The organism is Acidovorax sp. FG48 (assembly GCF_057809085.1).
This window is the reverse complement of sequence record NZ_JBMDJH010000007.1, coordinates 156469-177928: the sequence shown is the minus strand read 5'-3', so window position 1 is coordinate 177928 and position 21460 is coordinate 156469. Positions and strand designations below refer to the sequence as shown.

General features: G+C 58.8%; 22 protein-coding genes. All 22 read left to right on the top strand.

What is annotated here, in order from left to right; all coding sequences use genetic code 11:
• Nucleotides 1-31: 31 nt before the first annotated feature.
• The 22 genes from ACODSU_RS12515 to ACODSU_RS12410 all read left to right on the top strand — a co-directional run bounded on the left by ACODSU_RS12515 (nt 32) and on the right by ACODSU_RS12410 (nt 21449).
• On the top strand, nt 32-1750 hold the full coding sequence (locus tag ACODSU_RS12515) for a GspE/PulE family protein (protein ID WP_488842542.1): 1719 nt from the start codon (nt 32-34) through the stop codon (nt 1748-1750).
• Nucleotides 1728-2951: a type II secretion system F family protein gene (locus ACODSU_RS12510; protein ID WP_488842541.1), complete on the top strand. Its 1224-nt coding sequence runs from the start codon at nt 1728-1730 to the stop codon at nt 2949-2951. Before ACODSU_RS12515 ends, ACODSU_RS12510 begins: the two co-directional genes overlap by 23 nt.
• Before the next feature lie 28 nt (nt 2952-2979).
• Entirely contained in the window at nt 2980-3423 is a 444-nt protein-coding gene (gspG, locus tag ACODSU_RS12505; RefSeq protein WP_488842540.1) for a type II secretion system major pseudopilin GspG, read from the top strand.
• A 51-nt stretch (nt 3424-3474) separates the two neighbouring features.
• Entirely contained in the window at nt 3475-3969 is a 495-nt protein-coding gene (locus ACODSU_RS12500) for a pilus assembly FimT family protein (protein WP_488842539.1), read from the top strand.
• A complete protein-coding gene (locus ACODSU_RS12495; RefSeq protein ID WP_488842538.1) occupies nt 3966-4418 on the top strand; it encodes a PulJ/GspJ family protein in 453 nt (150 codons plus the stop codon). Before ACODSU_RS12500 ends, ACODSU_RS12495 begins: the two co-directional genes overlap by 4 nt.
• The gene (locus ACODSU_RS12490; protein ID WP_488842537.1) at nt 4382-5026 is read left to right on the top strand and encodes a prepilin-type N-terminal cleavage/methylation domain-containing protein; all 645 of its coding nucleotides are present in this window, start codon (nt 4382-4384) and stop codon (nt 5024-5026) included. The genes ACODSU_RS12495 and ACODSU_RS12490 overlap by 37 nt, the downstream gene beginning before the upstream one ends.
• On the top strand, nt 5023-5937 hold the full coding sequence (locus tag ACODSU_RS12485) for a type II secretion system minor pseudopilin (RefSeq protein ID WP_488842536.1): 915 nt from the start codon (nt 5023-5025) through the stop codon (nt 5935-5937). The genes ACODSU_RS12490 and ACODSU_RS12485 overlap by 4 nt, the downstream gene beginning before the upstream one ends.
• Entirely contained in the window at nt 5934-6935 is a 1002-nt protein-coding gene (locus ACODSU_RS12480) for a PilN domain-containing protein (protein ID WP_488842535.1), read from the top strand. The genes ACODSU_RS12485 and ACODSU_RS12480 overlap by 4 nt, the downstream gene beginning before the upstream one ends.
• A complete protein-coding gene (locus tag ACODSU_RS12475) occupies nt 6932-7486 on the top strand; it encodes a GspMb/PilO family protein (protein WP_488842534.1) in 555 nt (184 codons plus the stop codon). The genes ACODSU_RS12480 and ACODSU_RS12475 overlap by 4 nt, the downstream gene beginning before the upstream one ends.
• A complete protein-coding gene (locus ACODSU_RS12470) occupies nt 7483-7977 on the top strand; it encodes a hypothetical protein (protein ID WP_488842533.1) in 495 nt (164 codons plus the stop codon). Before ACODSU_RS12475 ends, ACODSU_RS12470 begins: the two co-directional genes overlap by 4 nt.
• 228 nt (nt 7978-8205) lie before the next feature.
• A complete protein-coding gene (gene gspD, locus ACODSU_RS12465; protein WP_488842532.1) occupies nt 8206-10422 on the top strand; it encodes a type II secretion system secretin GspD in 2217 nt (738 codons plus the stop codon).
• A gap of 72 nt (nt 10423-10494) precedes the next feature.
• Nucleotides 10495-10950, top strand: a complete 456-nt coding sequence (locus tag ACODSU_RS12460) for a hypothetical protein (RefSeq protein WP_488842531.1) — start codon at nt 10495-10497, stop codon at nt 10948-10950.
• A gap of 170 nt (nt 10951-11120) precedes the next feature.
• A complete protein-coding gene (locus tag ACODSU_RS12455) occupies nt 11121-12059 on the top strand; it encodes a hypothetical protein (protein ID WP_488842530.1) in 939 nt (312 codons plus the stop codon).
• Between the two features lie 125 nt (nt 12060-12184).
• Nucleotides 12185-13306 (top strand): YncE family protein, encoded by a 1122-nt coding sequence (locus tag ACODSU_RS12450; RefSeq protein ID WP_488842529.1) that lies wholly within the window; start codon nt 12185-12187, stop codon nt 13304-13306.
• Between the two features lie 7 nt (nt 13307-13313).
• Nucleotides 13314-14216, top strand: coding sequence for a peptidyl-prolyl cis-trans isomerase (locus ACODSU_RS12445; protein WP_488842528.1), 903 nt, complete (start codon nt 13314-13316; stop codon nt 14214-14216).
• Nucleotides 14217-14378: 162 nt separating this feature from the next.
• Entirely contained in the window at nt 14379-15356 is a 978-nt protein-coding gene (locus ACODSU_RS12440; protein WP_488842527.1) for a glycosyltransferase family 2 protein, read from the top strand.
• 1 nt (nt 15357) lies between these two features.
• On the top strand, nt 15358-16581 hold the full coding sequence (locus tag ACODSU_RS12435) for a glycosyltransferase family 4 protein (RefSeq protein ID WP_488842526.1): 1224 nt from the start codon (nt 15358-15360) through the stop codon (nt 16579-16581).
• Nucleotides 16581-17501: an NAD-dependent epimerase/dehydratase family protein gene (locus ACODSU_RS12430; RefSeq protein WP_488842525.1), complete on the top strand. Its 921-nt coding sequence runs from the start codon at nt 16581-16583 to the stop codon at nt 17499-17501. Before ACODSU_RS12435 ends, ACODSU_RS12430 begins: the two co-directional genes overlap by 1 nt.
• Entirely contained in the window at nt 17498-18322 is an 825-nt protein-coding gene (locus ACODSU_RS12425) for an ABC transporter permease (protein ID WP_488842524.1), read from the top strand. Before ACODSU_RS12430 ends, ACODSU_RS12425 begins: the two co-directional genes overlap by 4 nt.
• Nucleotides 18323-18325: 3 nt before the next feature.
• Nucleotides 18326-19552, top strand: coding sequence for an ABC transporter ATP-binding protein (locus tag ACODSU_RS12420; RefSeq protein ID WP_488842523.1), 1227 nt, complete (start codon nt 18326-18328; stop codon nt 19550-19552).
• Nucleotides 19549-20436, top strand: a complete 888-nt coding sequence (locus tag ACODSU_RS12415) for a hypothetical protein (RefSeq protein WP_488842522.1) — start codon at nt 19549-19551, stop codon at nt 20434-20436. Before ACODSU_RS12420 ends, ACODSU_RS12415 begins: the two co-directional genes overlap by 4 nt.
• Complete coding sequence (locus ACODSU_RS12410; RefSeq protein WP_488842521.1) at nt 20433-21449, top strand: methyltransferase domain-containing protein; 1017 nt, start codon at nt 20433-20435, stop codon at nt 21447-21449. The genes ACODSU_RS12415 and ACODSU_RS12410 overlap by 4 nt, the downstream gene beginning before the upstream one ends.
• Nucleotides 21450-21460 lie beyond the last annotated feature (11 nt).

Below are 21460 nucleotides of genomic sequence, written 5' to 3'. Positions count from 1 at the left end.
ATAGGTGGGAAATTGTTCAAAGGCGTAGGTCATGAAGCTCTCGGCGGAAGTAGGTGAAGTGCAAAGCGTTGACATCGCTACGCCCAGGCTGGGAGAAATGCTCCTTGCCGAGCAGAAACTGTCGCGCAACGACCTCGAGCGAGCCCTGGAAGTTCAGCGTTCCATGGGCGGCAGGCTGGGGCGTTTGTTGATCAGCCTGGGGTTGGTTTCTGAGGTCGATGTGTACGCTGCTCTGGCGCGGCAGGCGGGTCTGCCTTTGGTGCGTCAAGACGCGTTTCCCAAGGAAAAACCGGTCACTTCGCAGATGAACACCAGTTTTTTGCTGGTCAACAATCTGTTGCCCATGCGAGGCGCCGAAGATACGGAGTCCGTGCCGGAATTTGTCTCCGTGGATCCACAAAGCACGGCATTGCGAGATGCGCTGCGCTTGGTGTTCGGCGAAGTTCCCCGGATTTCGTTTGGGCTGGAGTCCGAAATTGCTGCCCAGCTCAACGCTTGGTATGTGCAAGACCCAGAGGCCCAGGACGACACAGTCGCCGACCAGTTCGAGGCATCCGAATTCATTGAACACCTGAGGGATATGGCGTCGGAGGCGCCCATCATCCAGCGGGTGAGCCAAATCCTTTCGCAAGCGGTGGCCGCACAGGCATCGGACATTCACATCGAGACGTACGAAGAGAAGTCGGTCGTGCGCATCCGCGTCGATGGCGAGCTCTACCCGATTGACGAGATCGACAACAAGGATGCGCCCGCCGTTGTTTCGCGCATCAAGATTTTGTCCCAGCTCGACATCGCCGAGCGCCGCATGCCCCAAGACGGGCGGACCAAGCTGCGGGTGCATGGCAAGGAAATGGACTCTCGCGTATCCACCATTCCCACCATGTTTGGTGAGTCCGTGGTCATGCGTTTGTTGGAGAAGAACTTTGATCTGCTTTCGCTCGAAAGCCTGCACTTCACGCCCCCGACGTTGAAGGCGATGCGCCAACTGCTGAGCGTGCCGCACGGTATTTTTCTGGTCACAGGTCCTACTGGGTCGGGCAAGTCCACCACGCTGTACGCATCCATGCAGGAGCTCGAGGGCGAGAACCTCAAGATCCTCACCGTGGAGGATCCTGTCGAATACCGTCTGCAATGGCTCAACCAGGTGCAGGTGCAGCCGCAGATTGGACTGACTTTTGCCAAGGTGCTGCGCTCGTTTCTGCGGCAGGATCCTGACGTCATCATGATCGGTGAAATGCGCGACGGTGAAACGGCGGAGATCGCTGTTCAGGCCGCGCTGACCGGGCACCTGGTGATGTCCACCCTGCACACCAATAGTGCCCTGGGGGCCATCGTGCGGTTGATCAACATGGGGGTGGAGCCCTATTTGATCACTGCTTCGGTGATTGGGGTGCTTGCGCAACGCCTTGTGCGCAAGCTGTGCGAGGAGTGTAAGCAGGCGCTTCCCGCAGACCAGGCGCAGGCTGCGGCAAGCTCCCTGGGGGCGACCTTGCCGCCCGGGCAGGTGATCTACCGGCACGTGGGATGCTCCGTCTGTCGGGGTACGGGCTATCGAGGACGTCTTGCGGTGCACGAGTTGCTGCTGATGACGGAGGGTGTCAAGAAGGGCATTTTGGAGCGGGGATCTTCACTGGGCGGAAGCGATGGTTCATATGCAGGCGGGAACTTGTTGCAGGATGGGGCCACCAAGGTGGTCCAGGGGTTGACGACCGCTGAAGAAGTCCTACGTGTTGCACGCCAAAATGATTGAATTTCAGTACGACGGCATTGCGTCAGACGGAAAACCCTGCCAAGGCACGGTGCGTGCCCAGAATGTGGAAGCCGCGCGTTTGCGCTTGATTGGCCAGGGTGTGACGCCAGTGCGTATCGCTGATGGTTCAACCGCGACTGCCCAGGTCGATCCGCAAGCCCGCGGCAGCAAGCTCCGGCGCAACGAGATCCTGCTGTTCAGCCGCGAGATGGCCCATCTCAAACAGGCCAACATGCCCTTGGACAAGGCACTCGCCATGCTCAAGGAAACAGCAGACACTGAGAGGCTCAAGGCGTTCATCACCAAGGTTGAAGAGGGCGTGCGGGGCGGCAAATCGCTGTACCAATCGCTACTGCCTTTTGAGCGCGATCTGGGCAAGCAGTACCTTGTCCTGATCCGGGCGGGCGAGACATCCGGTTCTTTGCATGTTGTACTCAAGGAGCTCACCGTACAGCTTGAGGCGGAAGACAAGCTGCGCAACTATGTCATCTCATCCATGACGTATCCGGTCATCCTGCTGGTGGTTGCGGTGCTTTCGGTCGCACTGTTGCTGGCGTTTGTGGTACCGCAATTCCGAGAAATCTTCGACTCCATGGGTGACAAGCTGCCATACTCCACCCGGTTGGTCGTTGACCTCAGTGACATGATCCGCTTGCACTGGATGGCCATCTTGCTGGGTCTGTCCATCGTTTTGTTTTTGGGTTCGCGTTGGAGTGGGACACCCTCAGGACGATTGCGGCTGGACAGCATGCTGCTGGATCTGCCATTGTTCGGAAAAGTCCTTCGCAACCTGCAGTTCGCCATCTATTTCAGGACTTTTGGCATCCTGCTGCAGCGGGGGGTGCCCATGGTCGATGCGTTACGTATCGCTGTCGACACGCTGACCAACACGGCGCTGCGCAAGGACATTGAGCCTTTGGTCGGGATCGTGAAGGCTGGTAAACGACTGTCATCCGGGTTTGTGTCGCCCTATCTGGGAAAATCCAGCACGTCTCAGCTCATCCGAGTGGCGGAGGAAACGGGGCAGCTGGACGCCACGTTGCTGGGTCTGGCGGATCGCTACGAGGATGAAGGCCGGCGTACCATGGGCCGTGTTTTGGCCGCCATGGAGCCTTTAATTATCATTATTTTGGGCGCTTTGGTCGCATTTATCATTATTGCGATTTTGGGCGGCGTTTTGTCGATTAACGACACTATCTGATTTTGAGTTGGTAGAAAGACATATTGAGATGAGCGCAAAAGAAATGAAAATCACTTTGTTGGCCCGAGCGCGCCGTGCCGCTGGTTTTACGCTGATCGAATTGCTGGTGGTTTTGGTGATCCTGACCTTGCTGGCAGGGCTGGTGGGACCCAAGGTTCTGGACCAGCTGGGTGGTGCGAAATCCAAGACGGCACGTATTCAAATTTCCGAAATCGAGCAGAGTCTGGATTTGTTCAAGCTGGATGTGGGGCGATATCCGAACGAAGCTGAAGGCCTGCGCGCCTTGGCGGAGCGCCCTGCGACAGCGCAAGGCTGGAACGGGCCTTACCTGAAAAAAGGGTTGCCAGCGGATCCGTGGGGGGCTGCATATCTCTACAAGGTCCCAGGCCGCCATGGTGGTCCTGACGTATTCACCCTCGGCGCAGACGGAAAGCCCGGGGGAGACGGCGAAAACGCGGACGTATACAACTGACGTTGGGGTCGCGTCCTGAATCTCCTTGTGCTTTTTGGTGGTGCAGCGTGTGTGAGTGACCCTACTGTGTCGGTGCGATGGCGCGCGCGCGGGTTTACCTTGCTAGAGCTGTTGGTCGTCCTGGTGCTTGCCGGCATCACCACGGCAGTCGTCGGTGCGGGCGGGCAAGCGTTTTTGGAGCGCTCGCGATACACCCAAACGGTGCGCGACATCTCCAGTCAGCTCAACAAGGCTCGTGCGCTCAGTGTGGAGGAGGGGCGCCCTGTGGCGGTTACCTACCAGCCAGAAGTCCGCAGGTTGACGGTGGATGGCAAGCTATTCATGGACGTGCACGAGTCCGTGAATATCCAGTGGGAATCGATGCAAGGCGACGCGCGCGCGGGCAAGGCTGCCGTGCCGGTGGGGGACCTGATTTTTGTCTTCAATCCGGACGGCGGCGCTCGGGGAGGGCGTATCGCTGTGCTTCGGGGTGGCAGTGGCGTGGCCTTCCGCGTCAATTGGCTACTGGGGACTGTAGAGCAGTCCGTGGTCACCGCTCCATCATGAGCCTATCGATGGGGCGGCCAACCGTCACCCGCGCGGGTTATCTTTCCATGCGGCTCCGTTCAAGGCGGGTGGCTGGCTTCAGTTTGCTGGAAGCGCTGGTCGCCATGGCCATCGCTTCGATTGCGTTAGCAAGCCTTTACCGCAGCGTGGGGCAGGGCTCTCACAGTGTCATGAGCGTCCAATCACGTGTCGAGGCCGCCTTGGTGGCCAAATCGGTGCTGGCTTCTGGCACTTTTGCCGAAGATCTGATGCGGCAGGATTCTGGTCAGGCAGGCGCATGGAGTTGGCGAATCGATATAGCGCCAGAGCAGATTCTCATGTTGGATGAGGCGGGCAGACCTTCTCAGGCGGGGCCACTGCGTGCAGCCAAGGTGACAGTGCAGGTCAGCAAGGAGGGAGCCGCTGCCGCGACATGGACCACCTGGAAACCATACAGGTCTGCGTCATGAGGCGGGTATCGCGACCATTCGCTCAGGGCTTCACCTTGCTGGAGTTGCTAATCGGTCTGGCTGTGACGGCCGCTGTCGTGGCACTGATCTTTGCCGCCGTGGGGCTGATTGGGCGCACAGAGGAGCGCAATCAGCGCGTGGGTGAACGGGCCGAGCGCATGCTGGTTGTGAGCCAGTGGTTGGGTCGCAAGTTCGACACCCTGCGTCTTTTGAGTCGGCGCGAGGGGGGCACTTTCGTCAATTTTTTCAGTGGCAATAGTGCGGGGGCGATCTGGGTGGCGCCTTTGCCAGAACGTGGTGACGCAGGGGGGCTGTACGTGTTTCGTACCACGCCGTTGCGCCATGCCGATGGCCGGGTGGATCTTTCTGTGGAGGCGATCCCTTATGACGGCGCCTTGATGTCCATGGACTGGAGCCGTGCCTTGCGCGAGACGCTGATGTCGGACGTGCGCACTCTGCAGTGGCATTACCAGGACGGTCGAACCGGTCAGTGGACGCAGGACTGGGATGCGTCGAAGGGGCAATACCCCGCGCGGATTCGGCTGGAGATCGGGGATGCGCTCGGAGATTGGCCATCCATTGTGTTTCCTTTGGTGAGGGTGAAATGATGGTCCGGTCCATGCGCCGTGGCCGGGGTGCCGCTTTGATTCTGGTGTTGTGGCTAGTGGCCTCGCTGTCGCTGGTGGTCATGGCCAGCGCACGCAGCGTTCGCCAGCAATCGCAGCGGGTGGCGACGGATCTTGAGCGCATGCGCGTCGAAACCATGTTGGACGCTGCCATCGAACTGGCCGCTCAGCGCTTGTTGACAGACAGGAATGTCGCGAATGTTTATAGCCTCCAGCGACTTCCTCTGGATGGCAGAGATGTCTGGGTGGAAATCACGCCGTCCGGGGGATTGGTGGATGTGAATGTTGCCAGCGATGCGTTGCTCCAAACCTTGTTTCAAAGAGCTGCAGGTCTGTCCGCGGGCGAAGCCGTCATATTGACTTCCCGGGTGCGTGACTACCTGGATCCCGATGATTCGCCTAGCGGTGTAGGAGGGGCCGAGGCACCGCAGTACCGCGCCGCCGGGTGGCCTTCCATGCCGCGCAACGGCGCTTTGGACGACCTGTCCGAACTCCGTTCAGTCCTGGGAATGACCTCAGGCCTCTATGAGATAATCGCGCCCCATTTGGGTATCAATGGGCAGCAACGCATCGAGATCGATTCGGCCCCTCCTGCACTGATCGACGCGCTGACGGGACAGAAGGGTTTGGGGGCTCGCATTCATAACTCTCCACCAGAAACTCGGGGCGGTGCTCTGATGACAGGGCCTGCGGCGGATTTCTTTTCGCCTGCGCGCGGCGGCGGAACGACGGTGCGACTCAAAGCCGCAATGAAACTGGAAGGGGAGCGCTGGTGGCAGCGGGAGGCGTGGGTCGATCTGAGTGAACGACCGGGAAACCTGACGCCTTGGACCATGCTCTCCTTAGAGCCTACTCGCCGTCTCAACACGCAGGAACAGGAATTCAAACCATGACAGGTTGGAGGCAGTTATCTCTTCGCGCGCAGACTGCGCTGGACCGGTTGGCTTGGGGTTTGGGCGATTTGAAACGGATTCTGATGGAGCATGGTGCATGGCCGGCGACGTCCTGCGCTGCAGTCTCTTCCGACGGTGGTGGCTGGTCTATTACTGGGACCCGCGCGCGTGCCCGTAAGAACAACAGTAAAGCCGTTGCCCTGTTGGTCCCTGAGTCTGAATGTCTGTGGGGAACTGTGCAGCTGCCCGATATGCCCCGCCGCTCTTTGCCCAACGGTGTCGAAGAAGCCTTGTGGCGTGTCTCCCCCATGCCGCCTGATCAGATCGTGGCAGCCTGGCAGGCTGAGCCTCTCGCACAGGGCGGCTGGAGCGTGCAGTGGGGCATGTGTCGGCGTGCCACGCTGTTGCAGCATCTGGAGCAGCGTGGGCTCACTGAGAAGGCTCCTGTCTACTTGATGCGCAAGGGCGTTGCTTTTCCTGTCCGGGGCGAAGCTTGGCGCAAGCAGGACAAGCGCCAGCAATGGATGGATGGTGGCGGCGTGTTATTGCTCGTGATTTTATTGGCAGCATTCGCTTTGCCCGCCCTGATGCCGCTGGTGCTCAAGCGACAGGCGGTAGTGCGCGCCGTGTCACATGTCAGTGCGCTTGAGCCGCACGCGGCTCCACTGCGTCAGAAAATGGACGAACTGCGCCGACAAGCGCAGCTCGCCGATGAACTGCGCAAGAACGTCAACTCAGATATACCGCTGGCCAGCGTGATTGAGGCGCTGTCGGTGGCTATCCCTTCCGATACCTGGCTTGATCGCATTGAGGTCAATGGTAGCGAGATACGTATCACGGGTCTGACGGCTAACGCCACAGAACTCACTGCGCAGATCGCGCGTTCGCCGGGGCTGGCGGATGTCCGACCCACTGGGGCGAACGTACGTGATGGCACGCTGAACAAAGAGCGCTTTACGTTCGAAATGCGTTGGCGTGGTGAAGGAGTCAAGCCATGAAAGTGAATGTCTGGCGGGCTCGGTCGCTCCTCCTTGTCGGAGTGTTGTTGCTCGGCGCATCGGTCGCGGCTGCACTGGTTTACAGAGCATTGTGGTTACGTTATGACAATGCCTTGCTGCAACTGGAGCCCCGGAGTGAGCGCCTGGAAGGTGTTGTCAACGCGGGTAACCAAATTGAAGAACTGCTGGGGACGGCAAGTTCCACCGTGGCTCCCTTGCTGCACCCGGGCGGTGAAACCGCCCAGAACGATGTGCAGCAGAAACTTCGCCAGATGATCATGGCGTCTGGTAGTACCTTGGTCTCTTTGCAGGTCGCGCTGGAGCCTGGTGGGGAGGACAAAATTCCCCGCATTCGCCTGACTGCAACGGTCAGCGGTGAATGGGTAAAGCTGGTGAGCTTCATGGCGAGCCTCCAGGTTCATCGCCCGCCGTTTTGGGTGCGTACCGCCAACATCACGCGAGAGGGCATGAGCTCTGGACCTGGTCCGCAAAATGCCCGACTGACGCTGCAGCTGGAAGCGCCGCTGGTTCCGGAGAAGGCCAATCCATGATCAAAGTTTGGTATTTGGGGCCGATTCTCGGTGTGGCAGCGTTGGCTGCCAGCGCGTACTGGTGGGATGCCGAGAAGGAGCGTTGGACGCCGCCGCCACCCCGCAAACCCGAGCTGCCCAAGGTTGAACCTATGCCGCCCGTGGTGCCAATCCAAGCGCGTCAAGCCATCGAGCGGCCCTTGTTCTGGACTTCCCGGCGCCCGGTGGTGGTGGATGAGAAGAAAACTAACTTGGTCACGGAGTTGATGCAAGCGCGCCTTACGGCCGTCTTTGAATCTGGTCCGGAGCGCATCGCGGTGTTGCTGCGGCCTGATGGCAGCACCCTCAAGATCACGGGAGAGACCAAGCCGTGGCGCATCGAATCCTTTGATGGGCGCAGGGCTCAGTTTGTGTCGTCCGATGATCAGCGCGTAGAGCGCCCGCTCGAGCCGGGAAGCGTCGTGCCGGTGCGCGGTGGGCCCTCTGGTGTTGATCGCCTTCGCAAGAACTAAGACTCAGCAAGCCAATTTTCTGGCTTGCATCCTTTTGGAGCTATCTTTATGAACATTCGGCCCTCCGTTCTACTCGTGGCGTTGTTGGCTTCGGGTTGTGCCAGTGCGCAGAATGCATCTTCGGTGCCTGTCCACTTGCAGCCCAGAGAGCCGGTTGCCCCAGCGTCTCTCGCAATGCCTGCCACCGCGACCACAGCATCGGGCCCCGCCACAAAGGGGGCTGCACCAGTGGCATCAACCTCCAGGGAGATCGGGGCCAAGGCGGCAACCGCAAGCACCCGCATATTTCCTGGCACCGACCAACTCATCAAAGCCGATGTGGCGCCCCGGGTGGATCCGGTACTGGCGACGGGGGACCGGGTGGCCCTTAACTTTGAAAACGTCACGGTCGCGAATCTCGCCACGGCTTTGCTAGGCGATCTTCTCAAGCTCAACTACACCATTGATGCGGGTGGTGACACTGTGGTGAGCCTGAGCACACGGCAGCCGCTGCTACGCAGTCAGGTGCTAGACGTGTTGGACGCTGTGTTGCTTCCTCACGATCTTGCCATCGTGCGGGACAACGCTGGGGTGTACCACGTGACCAAGCGCACGGTCACGCTGGGTGCGCGCCCTGTCGTCGGCTCATCCAAATTCAAGGATCTCGCGGGGGCTGGCACCGTGATCGTTCCGCTGAATCACATTGCCGCGGCAGAAATGGCCAAAATCCTCGCGCCAATCGCTCCGCGTGAAGCCATCGTCTATGTGGACTCCATGCGCAACCTGTTGGTTTTGCAAGGCAGCAAGGCCCAATTGGGTGGCTGGCTGGAGATGGTTGAGGCGTTCGATGTCGACTTTCTGTCGGGCATGTCGCTGGGCGTCTTTGTCCTTGAGCATGCCAATGTGAATGTGGTGCGCGACACCCTCCAGGCGATGTTGGGTAGTGACAAGTCGTCGGATCCTTACGGTGGTGGCGCCAGTGCTTCCCCGGCAGGTTCCCCTTCCAGCGCTGCGGGGGGCTCCTCGGGTGCAGCCAGCGCATCGGGTTCTGGTGGCTCCAGTGGATCCAGCGCACAGATGGCCAGTCCGCTCGGGGGGTTGGTCAGGGTGTTTCCGGTGGAGCGCCTCAATGCGCTGGTCGTCGTTACGCCCCGCAGCCACGTACTGACGCAGGTCGAAACCTGGATCCGCCGACTGGACCGTCCTACTGACGCGCTGGAAGCAGGTCTTTTTGTGTATCCCGTGCAGAACGGCTCTGCGTTGCAACTGGCGGAAATGCTGAACGGTTTGTTCAGTGGACAGGCTGGAGCGGGTAGATCGGCTGGCGTCGCTGCGGGCTCTGCGCCCACCCAGTTCGCCCCATCTACGGGTATGGGAGGGGCGGGGCTCGGCGCGGGCTCCACCAACACGTCCACGCTTTCGGGGGGGGCGTCGAGTGGTCTGGGTGCTTCCGCCGGCATGGGAGGCGCGCTCGGCACTGGGCAGCGAACCTCGTCGAACAGCACGTCGCTCACTTCCACCAGCCAACTCGAAGGCAATGTGAGAGTGGTCGCGGACGAAAAACGCAACGCCTTGTTGATTCGAGCGCCTCGCACAGAGTACCGCCGCATTGAGCAGGCCCTGCGTGAGTTGGATAAGGCCCCCTCCCAGGTGCTGATCGAGGCAAGCATTGTGGAGGTCAGCCTCACGGGCAATCTGCAATACGGTGTGGAGTGGTTTGTCCAGAATAGTATTTCGGGCGGTCGTGAAGGACAGGCGCTGCTAAATATGAACAAGACCGCTGACATCGGTCCGAAGCAGCCTGGGTTTTCGTACACCATTTTGAATAAGGCGGGGGTGGTGCGGGCAACGCTGAATGCGTTGGCTGAAAAATCCCAGGTACGCCTGCTTTCGAGTCCTTCGGTTCTGGTTCTCAACAACCACAATGCAACCATTCAAGTGGGCCAGCAGCAGCCTATCAAGAGTTCTACATCGGTGACCACGGGCAACCTGGTTACCGAATCGATTCTGTATAAAGACACGGGTGTCATGCTGTCAGTGACTCCATCGGTCAACGCGGGGGGGTTGATCACTATGGACATCTCTCAGCAGGTCACTGATGTCGGAGACCTGGATTCCGCCACAGGGCAGCGTGCCTTCCTGACTCGCCAAATTCAAACACGCGTGGCGGTGCGCTCCGGCGAACCCATAGTGTTGGGTGGACTGATTCGCGAAAACGACACCGTCGGTCGCAGTGGCGTTCCTTTGCTATCAAGCATTCCGGTAGTGGGCGCACTGTTTGGCAACAACACCAATAACAACAACCGGACGGAGTTGCTGGTGTTGATGACGCCCCGTGCCCTGGAGGATGACGATCAGTTGCGCTCTGCAAGTGCAGAAATGCGGCAGCGGATGCGGAGCATGTCCTTAGAGTCACAGCCGTTCAAGTTGCGCGCTGATGATGTCCCTGCTGCTCCGAAACCATAATAGTGTTCTACCGTTTGCCTGCAGGGCAGTGCACGTTTTAAACAACTTTTTTAGTCCACAGGAAATTCGAGCATGACAAAAATCATTGGTCGCCGCCAGTGGGTCACTGGATTTGCGGTGCCCATCGTCGCCCTCTTGCTTGCAGGATGTGCTGCAAACGGCGGTGGGACGGGTACATCAGATGATGACAAAGCCAGTTTGCTGCAGCGAGCCCAGGCGTACTGGGCGTTGGTGCGCAGTGGTGACAATGTGGGTGCCTGGAAATATGAGGAGGCATCCAAAGACCCGAAGGCCACTCTGGAGGAATACCTCAAGCGGGGGGGGGTTGCGTACGAAGCATTGGAAGTACGCGACGTGCGCAGTGTTGAAGGCGATCGTGCCATCGTGAATGTTTGGATGCGCTATTCGGTCCCGATTCTGCGCATCAAACGGCAAGAGGCGGTTGCCGAGGATGAGTGGCGCCGCATCGATGGTGTGTGGCACCATGTGTTGCGCCGTAGCGTGATGTTCTCCAAGGATGCCAAATAAGTTCGTTGTTTGGGTGCAACAAACCAACGCGTGCCGGGTTTCTGGCGGAAATAGGTTGAAAAATTCAAAGGTATCAGTATAAGATTGCATCAACCCAAACGGAGTACGGATGGGTTGCAGATCCCGCACAGGGTGGGAAAGCTTCCTTCAATTATCTAAGGACTGAGAAGATGAAAAAATTTGCAATGGCAGCCGTTGCAGCCGCTGCGCTGAGTGCTGGTGTGGCGCAGGCGTACACCGTGGGTACGTTCAGCAACGGTTTCGTGGTTCCTAACGTGATTCACAACGGCCCAACCGACACCACTGCTGTTGGCCTGATCAACCAAACCGGTCAGAGCGTTGCTGTGTACTGGACGTTCTTTGATCAGAACTCCACCCACATCACCGACGGCTGCTTTGCCATGACCAACAAGGACTACGAGCCCTTCATCTGGTCTCAGCAATCCGGCGGTGGCCTGTCCGGCACCCGTGGCTACCTTGTGTTCGCTGTCGGCGCTACCACAGCTGGTGGTGCAGCTCAGACCGCTTGCGGCGCTGCTGCCTTCTTGGCAGGTCCAGCTGCCATCTCTGCAAACGCTTTCCAAGTGGACAGCGTGGCTAAGGATGTTGCATTCGTTCCAGTGATTGATGGTCCTCTGACGATCGCAGCTGGCCACGATGTGACCAAGCTGAATAACGTGAGCCTGACGGCTGTTGCTGGTGCTGCTCAAGTTGGTGCTGCAGGCGCTGCTCCTCAGCCTACGTTCAGCATGCGTTATGCTATCGATCAAGCTGCTGGCGGTACTGACACTGCAGTGGTGGTGTGGTCGACTGGTAACCACAGCGGTACGCACACTGTCAACATTTACGATGACAAGCAAAACCGTAAGTCTGTGAACTTCAAGCTGGTGAAGGCTGAGTTGGACTGGTTCGATCCTGAAACCATCGCTGGTCTGCCTGCTACCTTCAATGATGGTTTCATTGAGTGGACTCCTGGCACCACTGTGACTGACACGACTGCTGCTTTGGGTGCTCCCCTGGCAACCCTGGGTGGCTCTGTGTTCACGTACTCTGCTATCAGCTCTACCGCCTTTGGCGCTGTGCAGACTGTGCTGGGTTCGTACAAGTAATTTGCTGGTTTGACGAATGTTCAGGCATTCGTCATTTGGCATGATTACAATTTAATGCTGCCTCAACCGGTGGCAAAAAAATAGCGCCGCAAGGCGCTATTTTTTTGCTTCAAAAGATTGGCAAGATGACTTTGATTTCACTACGATCCGCACTCTTTTCTGGCGCGCTGATTGCGATGGCGGCGCTTGCCGGATGCCAGTCCCAATCGTTGTTGGAAGTTGGTGGCGGAAACGCCCCTGTGGCCGTTCCGTCGCAGCTGGCAATCCCCACCCCTTTTGCGTGGGGAGGGGAAGTGCGTTGCGGTGCCAATGGTTGCCTTCTGGCGGCTGTTGAGCACGAAAATAGTATGGTCGCATTGCACCGCATTGATGGTCGCAAATCTACCTTGCTAGATCGGGTTTCTGTCGCTTACCACCCTGATTCCGTTGCGTGGCTGGCGGACGATCTGTTTGTTGCTGCGGTCGAGGCGTCGGCTAGCTTAGATGTGTTCCGCGTGAACAAGTCCAAGCTGCAGCGCTTGCAACAGATCAATCTGGGTTTCTCGCCTCGCGATGTGATTGTGGTGAAAGCGGATGCTGGTCGCTACACATTGCTGGCTACTCCCTACAACGGTAAGGAGGTTGCCTGGGTGCTTGATTGGTCTGTCAATGATCAACAGCCGCCCAATGTAAAAAAAGTGCCTTGGTGTGAGGTGGCATGGCATCCAACCAAGGTGCAAAGGGTAAAGGGACTTCATGGCCCTGCCATCGCGGTGGCCTGTTTGGACGACAAGAGGTTGGTGGCTGTGCCAGAGGCGAATGTTCTTTCGGCGCCCGTTGTGCTTGGGACTTTCCCAGCGGTGTCGCGGAATGCCCGACCTTCGCCGCAGGGGGCATGGATCTACGTGTCGTTGGAGACTGGGGGGCGCAATGCCAGAGTGAATTCTGACACGGGGGAACTTCAGATGATTGAATCTCCTCTCACGGGCAGTGTGTCCGTCGCTCCGTTGGAGGAAAACCTCGTAATTTGGGGCGAGGACATGGAGCTCTATTTGCAGCGGTTGGATGATAAGGGTGGGGTACTGGAAACACGTTGGCATGCCGTCAGTGGATTTGCGACAAGTCTGCAGATCATCGATGTGGATGGTGACGGAGAACGTGATGTGGTAGCGTACAACTCTGGTGGCGCGGTCATCGATGTGGTGTACGGTCCTCTATGGGCGGGTGCAAGCCCAAGCCGTATATCTAAGCGAGAGCGAGTGCGGTAAAAAGAAAATGGAAGAAATGCGTATGGATTACGGGCTGATAACCCGCATTGGGGTAGGCTGCAGTGCGGTGGTCTTTGCCGCGGCGTGCGGCAGTGCTGCTGCTGCTGACTTGGTCAGGCTGAAGGGGGGGGAAACAATTACCTCGTCCGATTTGTCCGCTTATTTAGAGCGTCGCGTCGATTTGCGTTCCAGTGCACGCACCAAATGGGGTGTGGAAAAGATATTGAACGAGATGGCCATGGGGCGAGCGCTAGTGCGTGAGGGCGAACGTCTGGGCGAGAAACGCCTGCCTGCCAAAGAAAGTGAGCGATTCGATGATGCATATGCACTCGGTGTCTTTCGCAAATTGATGCCTGCCTGCGATCCCCCGTCGGATGGTGCTGCCTCGCGCAAATTCTTCGATGAAAACCCACAGGCATTTCGCGTGCCTCCCATGGCCCGGTTAGGTCGAGTGATGCTGCCAGTCAACGACGAAGTTGAAGGTATGGCGGCCACGGACTGGCTGATGAATCAAGCCAAATTGATTGCCGCCGGCTCCCAGACCTTTGCAGATGTGGTTACGCGGGTGGAGCGTATCTACAAGTTGGAGGCTCAGGGTGACATTGGCTGGGTCGTTCTGGTTGATGAAAACACGATCCTGCGTACATTGGGGGCCGCACAACAAGGGGATATGGTAGGCCCCGTGCGTGAAGGCGATTTCGTTTACTTCTTCTCGGTCGATGGCAAGCGAGAAAGCCGACAGCTTGCATGGGATGAGGTGGCAGTCTCTGCGGCTTCGCGTGCAGTCAGTTATTGCCGGCAAGCGGCGGCCAAGAAGCTGGAGAGTGATTTGATGGCCAAGTACGAAGTGGTCTTAGACCAGGCTGCGATCAGCGGCCTCTTCGACAAATCAAGCGCAACCCAAAAGTAAAGCCTGCAGCAGCAGTCTGTTACAACACAGCGTGTAGGTCGAAGAGGCGTCGCTACAATGTAGGGTTGCCTAAGTGACGCCGCCCTGGCGGTGTTCCCACCAAAGAGATGGTGGTAGGTGCTATCACTGTCTTTTTGAGCGATTGCCTCGCGACCCTACTGAATGACCCAAGTTCGCGCTTCCGTCTTAATACCTGTAAAAAACGGCGGCCCATTCCTCGGCGAGGTGCTGGATGCGATCTTGCAGCAGCATACCCCCTGGCCTTTTGAAGTCGTCGTGGTGGACTCTGGTTCATCAGATAACTCCGTGGCACTGATCCGTGACAGAGGGCTCCGTTGCGAGGTAATTCCTGCGCGCGAATTTGGACACGGACGTACACGCAACTACCTCGCATCCCTCTCTCAAGGGGATTTTCTGGTTTTTTTGACGCAAGACGCCAAGCCTGCACACGCGGATTGGTTGCGCCATTTGGTGGATGCATGCAGCGTCGATGACTCAGTAGCAGGTGCGTTTGGCCCCCACCGAGCCCACACGCAAGCGCGGCATGTCACGCACAAGGAACTGGAACAGCATTTCGCGGGATTTGGTGACAAGGTGTCTGTGGTTCGCATGGATGATCCGGTGCGGTTTGCCAACGATCCTGGTTACCGGCAGTGGCTGCATTTTTTCTCAAGCAATAACGCATGCATCAGGCGTTCTGTGTGGGAGCGCATGCCGCTACCGGATGTTGCCTTTGCTGAGGACCAAACCTGGGCGCTGCAGGCCATTCAGGCTGGATACGGTAAGGCATATGCCCCCCAGGCAGTCGTTTATCACTCCCACGATTTCGGGCCCTGGGAGACTTTGCAGCGCAACTTTGACGAGGCGCGCTCATTCCAGCGGTATTTTGGGTACCGAATTCAGGATAGCCTGCCTCGGGCGCTCAAATCTTCGGTTCACCTCGCGCGTCGCGATTGGTCTTGGCTGCGTGGCGCGGGCCTGCATGGCTGGCGGCTAATCAAAAACGCAGGCTACATGGCTGCCATTGAACTAGCGCGGGTCATCGGGCAGTATCTTGGAACCCGTCATGACCAGTTGCCGGGTTGGCTTCTTCGCTCGGTTTCCCGCGACGAACAACTGCAACGCGCGGGAGCTGCCTGACATGGCGCTGCACGTCGCAAAAAGAGTTTGGCGCATCAAGGAAATGATGCGCAAAGAGGGTCTGTGGGCCACGTTGCGTGCGGTGGTGCTCCGGTTGCGCAATGGACCTGGACAGTATGCCGACGTACTGAAGCACTACGAGTTTGCGTTGCCCTACGAGCTGCCGGCAGCTGCCGGAAGCCCCCATGTGGGAAGCTTGTTGTGGTTCATCCCGGATTTCAACATCGGCTCTGGTGGTCACCTCAACATCTTTCGGACCATCTGGCACCTGGAGCAGATGGGGTATGCGTCAAGCATCGTGATTGGCAACCCTGTGATGCACCACAATGCTAGCGAGGCACGGGATGCCATTCGGCAGCACTTCTTCCCGTTGCAGGCGCAGGTGTTGCTCGGACAAGAAAACCTGCCTCCTTGCGAGTTCGCTATAGCCACTGGCTGGGACACCGCGTACACGGTGCGGGCTTTCCAAGGTGCGCAGCACAAGCTGTATTTTGTCCAAGACTATGAACCTCACTTCTACCCAGTGGGGACGGAGTCGGTGTTGGCGCAAAACACTTACCACTTCGGATTCTTTGGCATCACAGCGGGCGGATGGCTCGCGGCCAAGCTCGCTGATGAATACAGTATGGCGACGCATCCCGTGGGATTCGGCGTGGAGCTGGATCGTTACAGGCGTTTGCCGCGCCGTGAACCAGAAATCCGGCGCGTGTTCTTCTATGCCCGACCCCCGACGCCACGGCGGGCGTTTGAGCTCGGGCTGTTGGTGCTCAATGCCGTTTGGGAGCGCATGCCGGACACGCAGTTCGTACTCGCAGGGTGGGACACTGCGGGTTACCGCATACCGTTTCCCCATCTTGCTTGCGGCACTGTCGCTTTGGACGACCTCCCCGATCTCTACAGTCAATGCGATGTCGCTCTTGTGCTGTCATTGACCAATGCCTCATTGCTCCCCTTGGAACTGATGGCGTGCGGATGTACGGTAGTATCGAATCGGGGCGCCAACGTGGAGTGGTTGCTCAACGAAGACATTGCCACGCTGGCGTATGCATCTCCGGAGGCCTTGACGGACGCGGTATGTGCCCTTCTGGCAGATGACAACCGCCGTAACGAGCTCAGTGTGCGAGCTGAGTCCTTCGCGCGGGCGCAGACCTGGGATATGGTGGCGAAGGAGTTTGAATCAGCATTGCGTGATGTGCGAGCGCGCGCGCAGAAGGGCAGTGCCTGATGCGCTGTGTCATATTGGGTGGGGCTGGTTTCCTGGGCCGGCACATTGGGCGTGCCATGGCGGAAGAGGGGGCCTCCGTATGGTCAGTAGATCGGGTGCTGCCAGACCCGCGAGTCGCACCGTGGTTGACCGGTGAAGTCAAGGCGGACTGCTTTGAGTTGGAAACCTGGTGGGACAGCGTGGGCGGCGCGGATGTGATTGTCCATCTAGCGTCCTCGACAGTTCCAGCGACAGCCAGTGAAGACCCGATCAAAGACGTCGAAACTAACTTGGTAGGTACGCTCAAATTGCTACGCGACCTGCGCCGCAAAGAGGCCCGTCCGCGGCTTCTATTCGCTTCGTCTGGCGGCGCGGTCTATGGCAGACCCCAATCGGTGCCCCTGAGCGAGTCCCACCCGACCATGCCCATGGGCGCTTATGGCGCCACCAAGCTGGCAGTAGAGCACCACCTGCGAATTGAAGAGACCCAGTATGGTCTGCCCACGCGCACCTTGCGCCTGAGCAATCCTTACGGAGAATGGCAGCAACCCTTTGGGGTACAGGGGGTGATTGCTGTGTTTGCCCACAGGGCCCTTCGAGGGCTGCCGGTCGACGTGTGGGGCGATGGATCAGTGGTTCGGGATTTCATTTATGCCGCAGACATTGGCCGGGCGTTTGTTGCAGCCATGCAGCATGAGGGCGAAGCCCGTGTCTTTAACGTCGGCGGTGGCTCAGGGCACAGCGTGAACGACATAGTGCACACCCTGGAGCGCTTGCTGGGCCACGCTGTGGAACGCCGAGTACACCCCTCGCGGCCTTTTGATCCTCCGGTGAACGTTTTGGACATACACCGTGCGCGGGCTGAACTTTGCTGGGAGCCTCAGATGGCTTTTGAAGAGGGCGTTGCCCGGTCTGTGGCGTGGTTACGGACGATCGCATGACGCATCCAACCGTTCGAACCACCACCGTTTCCTCGGCAGCCCCCCGCAACGCACGACAGCTTTGGGTGTTGTGGCGTTACTGGATGGTCCGCGAGTTCAAGACCCGTTACGCAGGGTCTGTATTGGGTTTTGCATGGGCTTTTGTGCAGCCCCTTGCGACTCTGGCGATCTTCTACGTTCTGTTCGGTTTGGTCTTGGCGGTGCGAGTGCCCGGGCTGGATGTTGACAATGGTTACCTGCTGCACCTCTTGGCGGGGCTTGCGGTATGGCTGCCGTTCACCGATGCCATTGGCCGCGGAGTCGGCAGCTTGGCGGCCTATGAGGATTTCCTGCGGAAACAACCGATGCCAGCCGAGATACTTCCCGCTGTGTCGGTGGGAGGCAGTCTGCTGGTCCTGGGCATAGGCTACGGCCTTCTGCTCGTACTCTGCGTAGCGCAGGGCGTTGGTCCTTACATGTCTCTGGTGTGGTTGCCGGCGCTGGTTCTGGCACAGGTGATTTTGACGTTTGGACTCACCCTTTTGCTGAGCATGGCGCATTTCCTGTGGCGGGACGTGGGCTCCATGGTGGCCTTCGGTTTGCAACTGTGGTTCTACCTCACGCCGGTGGTTTACCCCTTGTCGCAGGTACCCGAGAAGTTCCATGGATGGTTCCTTCTCAATCCCGTGGCGTGCCTTGTGTTGATGGTGCAAGCGGTTGTGTTGCACATGCCTGTACCGCCGGGCACTGCGCTCGCGCTGGTAGCGTGGGTGATCATCTTGGGCGGTGGCGGATGGTGGTTTTTCCGGTCTATGAAATCTGCCTTGGGCGAGGCCTTGTAATCCATGACCATCCGTTTCGAAGGCATCGAGAAAACCTATTTGGTGTACAGCCGTCCACAGGATCGCTTGTGGGAGTGGATCACCCGCACGCCCCGTCACCGTGTTCACGTTGCCCTGACAGGCGTGGATTTTGAAGTGCAGGCGGGGGAGACCTTTGGACTCATCGGCGAGAATGGCGCGGGTAAGAGTACGCTACTGAAAATCGCCGCAGGTACGATCCGGCCTACACAAGGAGCTGTGTCGCTGCAGGGGCGCGTGGCAGCGCTGCTGGAGTTGGGAGCCGGCTTTCACCCCGAAGAATCCGGCTGTGACAACATCCGCTTTATGGCTGCGCTGCATGGCCTGGAGGATGGTGCCATGGAGGACTTTGTCGCACGTGCCACCGCATTCTCCGAATTGAGTCGGGATACCCTGGAACGCCCGGTAAAGACCTACTCTTCCGGCATGTTCATGCGGCTGGCATTTGCAGCCGCAACAGCCATCGATCCAGACGTTCTTATCGTGGACGAAGCGCTATCGGTGGGTGACTTGCACTTTCAGAAAAAAAGCTTGAACCGCATTTTGGAGTTGCGCGAGCGCGGTGCCACCGTGTTGTTCTGCTCGCACAACCTGTATCAGGTGCGCAGCCTATGCCAGCGTGCAGCATGGATCCACGGCGGAAAAATCCAGGCAATAGGGGCCACCGAATGGGTGGTGACTGCATATGAGGCGCATGAGCGCCGCCGCTATGCGCACTTGCGCTCCGACGCAGAGCAAGAGCCAGTCGATGTGACCATTACCGATGTACCGAAAGCAGTGGCTCCCACTACGGCGCCGCTTGTGAAAATCGTGCAGTTGATCACCGAAACCAGTGACGGGATCAACCCGGCACAGGTCGACTCTTTCCAGGATCTGACTGTCGAGATTGAGGTCGAGTCCTACTGCCCCGACAAATTCCACATCGGCTTTGCGCTCGTGAGGCCTGACAAAGACAACGTTTTTGGAACCAGCACCCAGTTCCAAAATCCGCCCAGCCCCATCTGCGGCCAAGGTGTACATCGATTGCGTGTGCGTTTTCCATCGCTGCCGTTGCTGTCCGGTGAATACCTTTGGAATGTCTACGTACTAGATGATTCAGGTTTGCAGGTCTTGGATATGGCGGAGTTGATTCAGCCATTCACGGTGCTGAATCAAAAGAATCGCGAGGTCGGGTTGGTGTGGCTTGATCACGAAATACTTCTCACGGCATGACGAACGAATGGCGTTTGCGCTACGGGTTTCCGCTGTTGAGCCGCGTACCGACCACCCTGCCGTGGCACGTGGCGGCGTGGGTGGGGCGTGAGCCTGCTGCCGCGCGTCAGCGCACAGAGCAATTCCTCGCTCAGCGCTTCGCCCAGGTCTTTCCTGCTGCCTCGGTATCCGAGCATCAGACCTGGGCCCGTGCGCATATGTCAATGCTTGCGCACGAAATAATGGACTCTGCGGCCTTGCGTCGATTGGGATGCAGGGGGGGGCCCGCGATTGAAGTAATCGGGTGGGAGCATGTCGATGCACTCATTCGGCGCAAGCAGGGGTTTATTTTGGTGCTCAATCACTATGACCGTCTGCTCACGTCCGCACTGGCACTGGCTCTGCGCGGCTTGTCGCTGAACACGCTGACCATGCCGGTGCTCACCAACCCCGGTCTCAGCGCTGTGCAGCGAGATTTCCTGGTGGGCAAGGTAAAAACCTTCTCTGCAATTGCGCGGGGTGAATGGCGTACGACGGACGAAGGGATGCGGCGCGTCTATACGAGTTTGAAGGCTGGCCAAGCGTGGGGGATCTTGGCCGACGTATGGGATCCAGCGTTCACCCGGCTGCGCAGCCACCCCTTTCTCGGGGGGCGATTGCACCTGCCGACCGGCATAGAACGCATGGCAGGGTCCGCGGGAGTTCCTCTCTTGCACGCTGTGACGTACTCGGAGGGGGCAGCGCGCATGCGGGTCGAAGTAGAGACGCTGCCTGATAATCCGCAGCTGGCGATTGATTCGGTGATCCAACGTTTGGAGCGGGATGTCCGGAGCCGTCCATGGGCCTGGTGGCACTGGGGGCAATGGGAGCAAATGTGGACACCTTCCCCGACAGAGGTGATATGAGCAAGATTGAGCGTTACGACTACGCATTCGACCCCGATGGTGAGGAATGGGCGGCTCGGCTGCTGCGGCGTGTACCAGCCAGTGCAGCCACCGTACTGGAGCTGGGGCCTGGCCCTGGCGCGATGACCCGCGTGCTCCGGGAGCGTGGTCACCGCATCACGGTGGTCGAGAATGATCCCCAGGCCCTCGAGGTGCTCACAACACTCGACGTGGAAATTGTGTCAGGCAACCTGGAGGGCTCTGACTGGCGGGACGCACTGGCTGGAAGGCGCTTTGACGTAGTTCTGGCCTGCGATGTACTGGAGCACCTGCGGCGGCCCGAAGACGTGCTGCAGCACTTGGGCGAATTCATGGCTCCCATGGGGCAACTGGTGATTTCGGTTCCGAACATTGCTTATGCTGGCGTGTTGGCGTCCATGCGTGGCGGCATTTTCGATTACGCCGACAAGGGGCAGCTGGATCGCACGCATGTGCGTTTCTTCACCAAACGCAGCATGGAGAAGATGCTGCTGGATTGCGGGTGGGCTCCTCGTTCCTGGGAGGCCAATCGAGTCCCCATCGAGCACAGCGAATTCGCTGGCTACTGGCAGGCGCTGTCCGGAGACCAGCGGCAGGCGTTGTTGGCTGGCTGGCAGGACTTTGATGTCTACCAATGGATGGTCGTGGTGACGCCCACAGTGGATGCGCCTACCTGGGAACTGGCTGAGGCCCGTGGTACGGCCACAGCGTTGCGCGATGAGCTGCATGCGCTCACGGTGGTGCACCAGCGGGAACGTGCTTCGCTCCTGGAGCACCAAAAGGCGTTCGCCGAGGCGAAGGATGTGATCGGCAAGCTCCAACAGGAGGTCAAGGCGCTGCGCGCGGATGTCGATGCACTGCAGTCCGATAAGGCGGCGGTGGAAGCCGAGCTGGCTGCCACACGCATCACGCTGCAGGCGCGGACGGAGGAACTCAATGGGCGATCGTTGATAAGCCGCTGGCGCCGGTTGATGGGATCGCATGGGGGCCACTGAGTGCGACCAAG

Excerpts from the sequence above, each read along its gene's own strand:
- ACODSU_RS12440 (WP_488842527.1), top strand. The coding sequence starts at position 14,379 with ATGACCCAAGTTCGCGCTTCCGTCTTAATACCTGTAAAAAACGGCGGC.
- ACODSU_RS12455 (WP_488842530.1), top strand. The coding sequence starts at position 11,121 with ATGAAAAAATTTGCAATGGCAGCCGTTGCAGCCGCTGCGCTGAGTGCT.
- gspG (WP_488842540.1), top strand. The coding sequence starts at position 2,980 with ATGAGCGCAAAAGAAATGAAAATCACTTTGTTGGCCCGAGCGCGCCGT.
- ACODSU_RS12470 (WP_488842533.1), top strand. The coding sequence starts at position 7,483 with ATGATCAAAGTTTGGTATTTGGGGCCGATTCTCGGTGTGGCAGCGTTG.
- ACODSU_RS12415 (WP_488842522.1), top strand. The coding sequence starts at position 19,549 with ATGACGAACGAATGGCGTTTGCGCTACGGGTTTCCGCTGTTGAGCCGC.
- ACODSU_RS12430 (WP_488842525.1), top strand. The coding sequence starts at position 16,581 with ATGCGCTGTGTCATATTGGGTGGGGCTGGTTTCCTGGGCCGGCACATT.
- ACODSU_RS12420 (WP_488842523.1), top strand. The coding sequence starts at position 18,326 with ATGACCATCCGTTTCGAAGGCATCGAGAAAACCTATTTGGTGTACAGC.
- ACODSU_RS12435 (WP_488842526.1), top strand. The coding sequence starts at position 15,358 with ATGGCGCTGCACGTCGCAAAAAGAGTTTGGCGCATCAAGGAAATGATG.
- ACODSU_RS12495 (WP_488842538.1), top strand. The coding sequence starts at position 3,966 with ATGAGCCTATCGATGGGGCGGCCAACCGTCACCCGCGCGGGTTATCTT.
- ACODSU_RS12450 (WP_488842529.1), top strand. The coding sequence starts at position 12,185 with ATGACTTTGATTTCACTACGATCCGCACTCTTTTCTGGCGCGCTGATT.
- ACODSU_RS12445 (WP_488842528.1), top strand. The coding sequence starts at position 13,314 with ATGGAAGAAATGCGTATGGATTACGGGCTGATAACCCGCATTGGGGTA.
- ACODSU_RS12425 (WP_488842524.1), top strand. The coding sequence starts at position 17,498 with ATGACGCATCCAACCGTTCGAACCACCACCGTTTCCTCGGCAGCCCCC.
- ACODSU_RS12515 (WP_488842542.1), top strand. The coding sequence starts at position 32 with ATGAAGCTCTCGGCGGAAGTAGGTGAAGTGCAAAGCGTTGACATCGCT.
- ACODSU_RS12480 (WP_488842535.1), top strand. The coding sequence starts at position 5,934 with ATGACAGGTTGGAGGCAGTTATCTCTTCGCGCGCAGACTGCGCTGGAC.
- ACODSU_RS12410 (WP_488842521.1), top strand. The coding sequence starts at position 20,433 with ATGAGCAAGATTGAGCGTTACGACTACGCATTCGACCCCGATGGTGAG.
- ACODSU_RS12460 (WP_488842531.1), top strand. The coding sequence starts at position 10,495 with ATGACAAAAATCATTGGTCGCCGCCAGTGGGTCACTGGATTTGCGGTG.
- ACODSU_RS12485 (WP_488842536.1), top strand. The coding sequence starts at position 5,023 with ATGATGGTCCGGTCCATGCGCCGTGGCCGGGGTGCCGCTTTGATTCTG.
- ACODSU_RS12475 (WP_488842534.1), top strand. The coding sequence starts at position 6,932 with ATGAAAGTGAATGTCTGGCGGGCTCGGTCGCTCCTCCTTGTCGGAGTG.
- ACODSU_RS12490 (WP_488842537.1), top strand. The coding sequence starts at position 4,382 with ATGGACCACCTGGAAACCATACAGGTCTGCGTCATGAGGCGGGTATCG.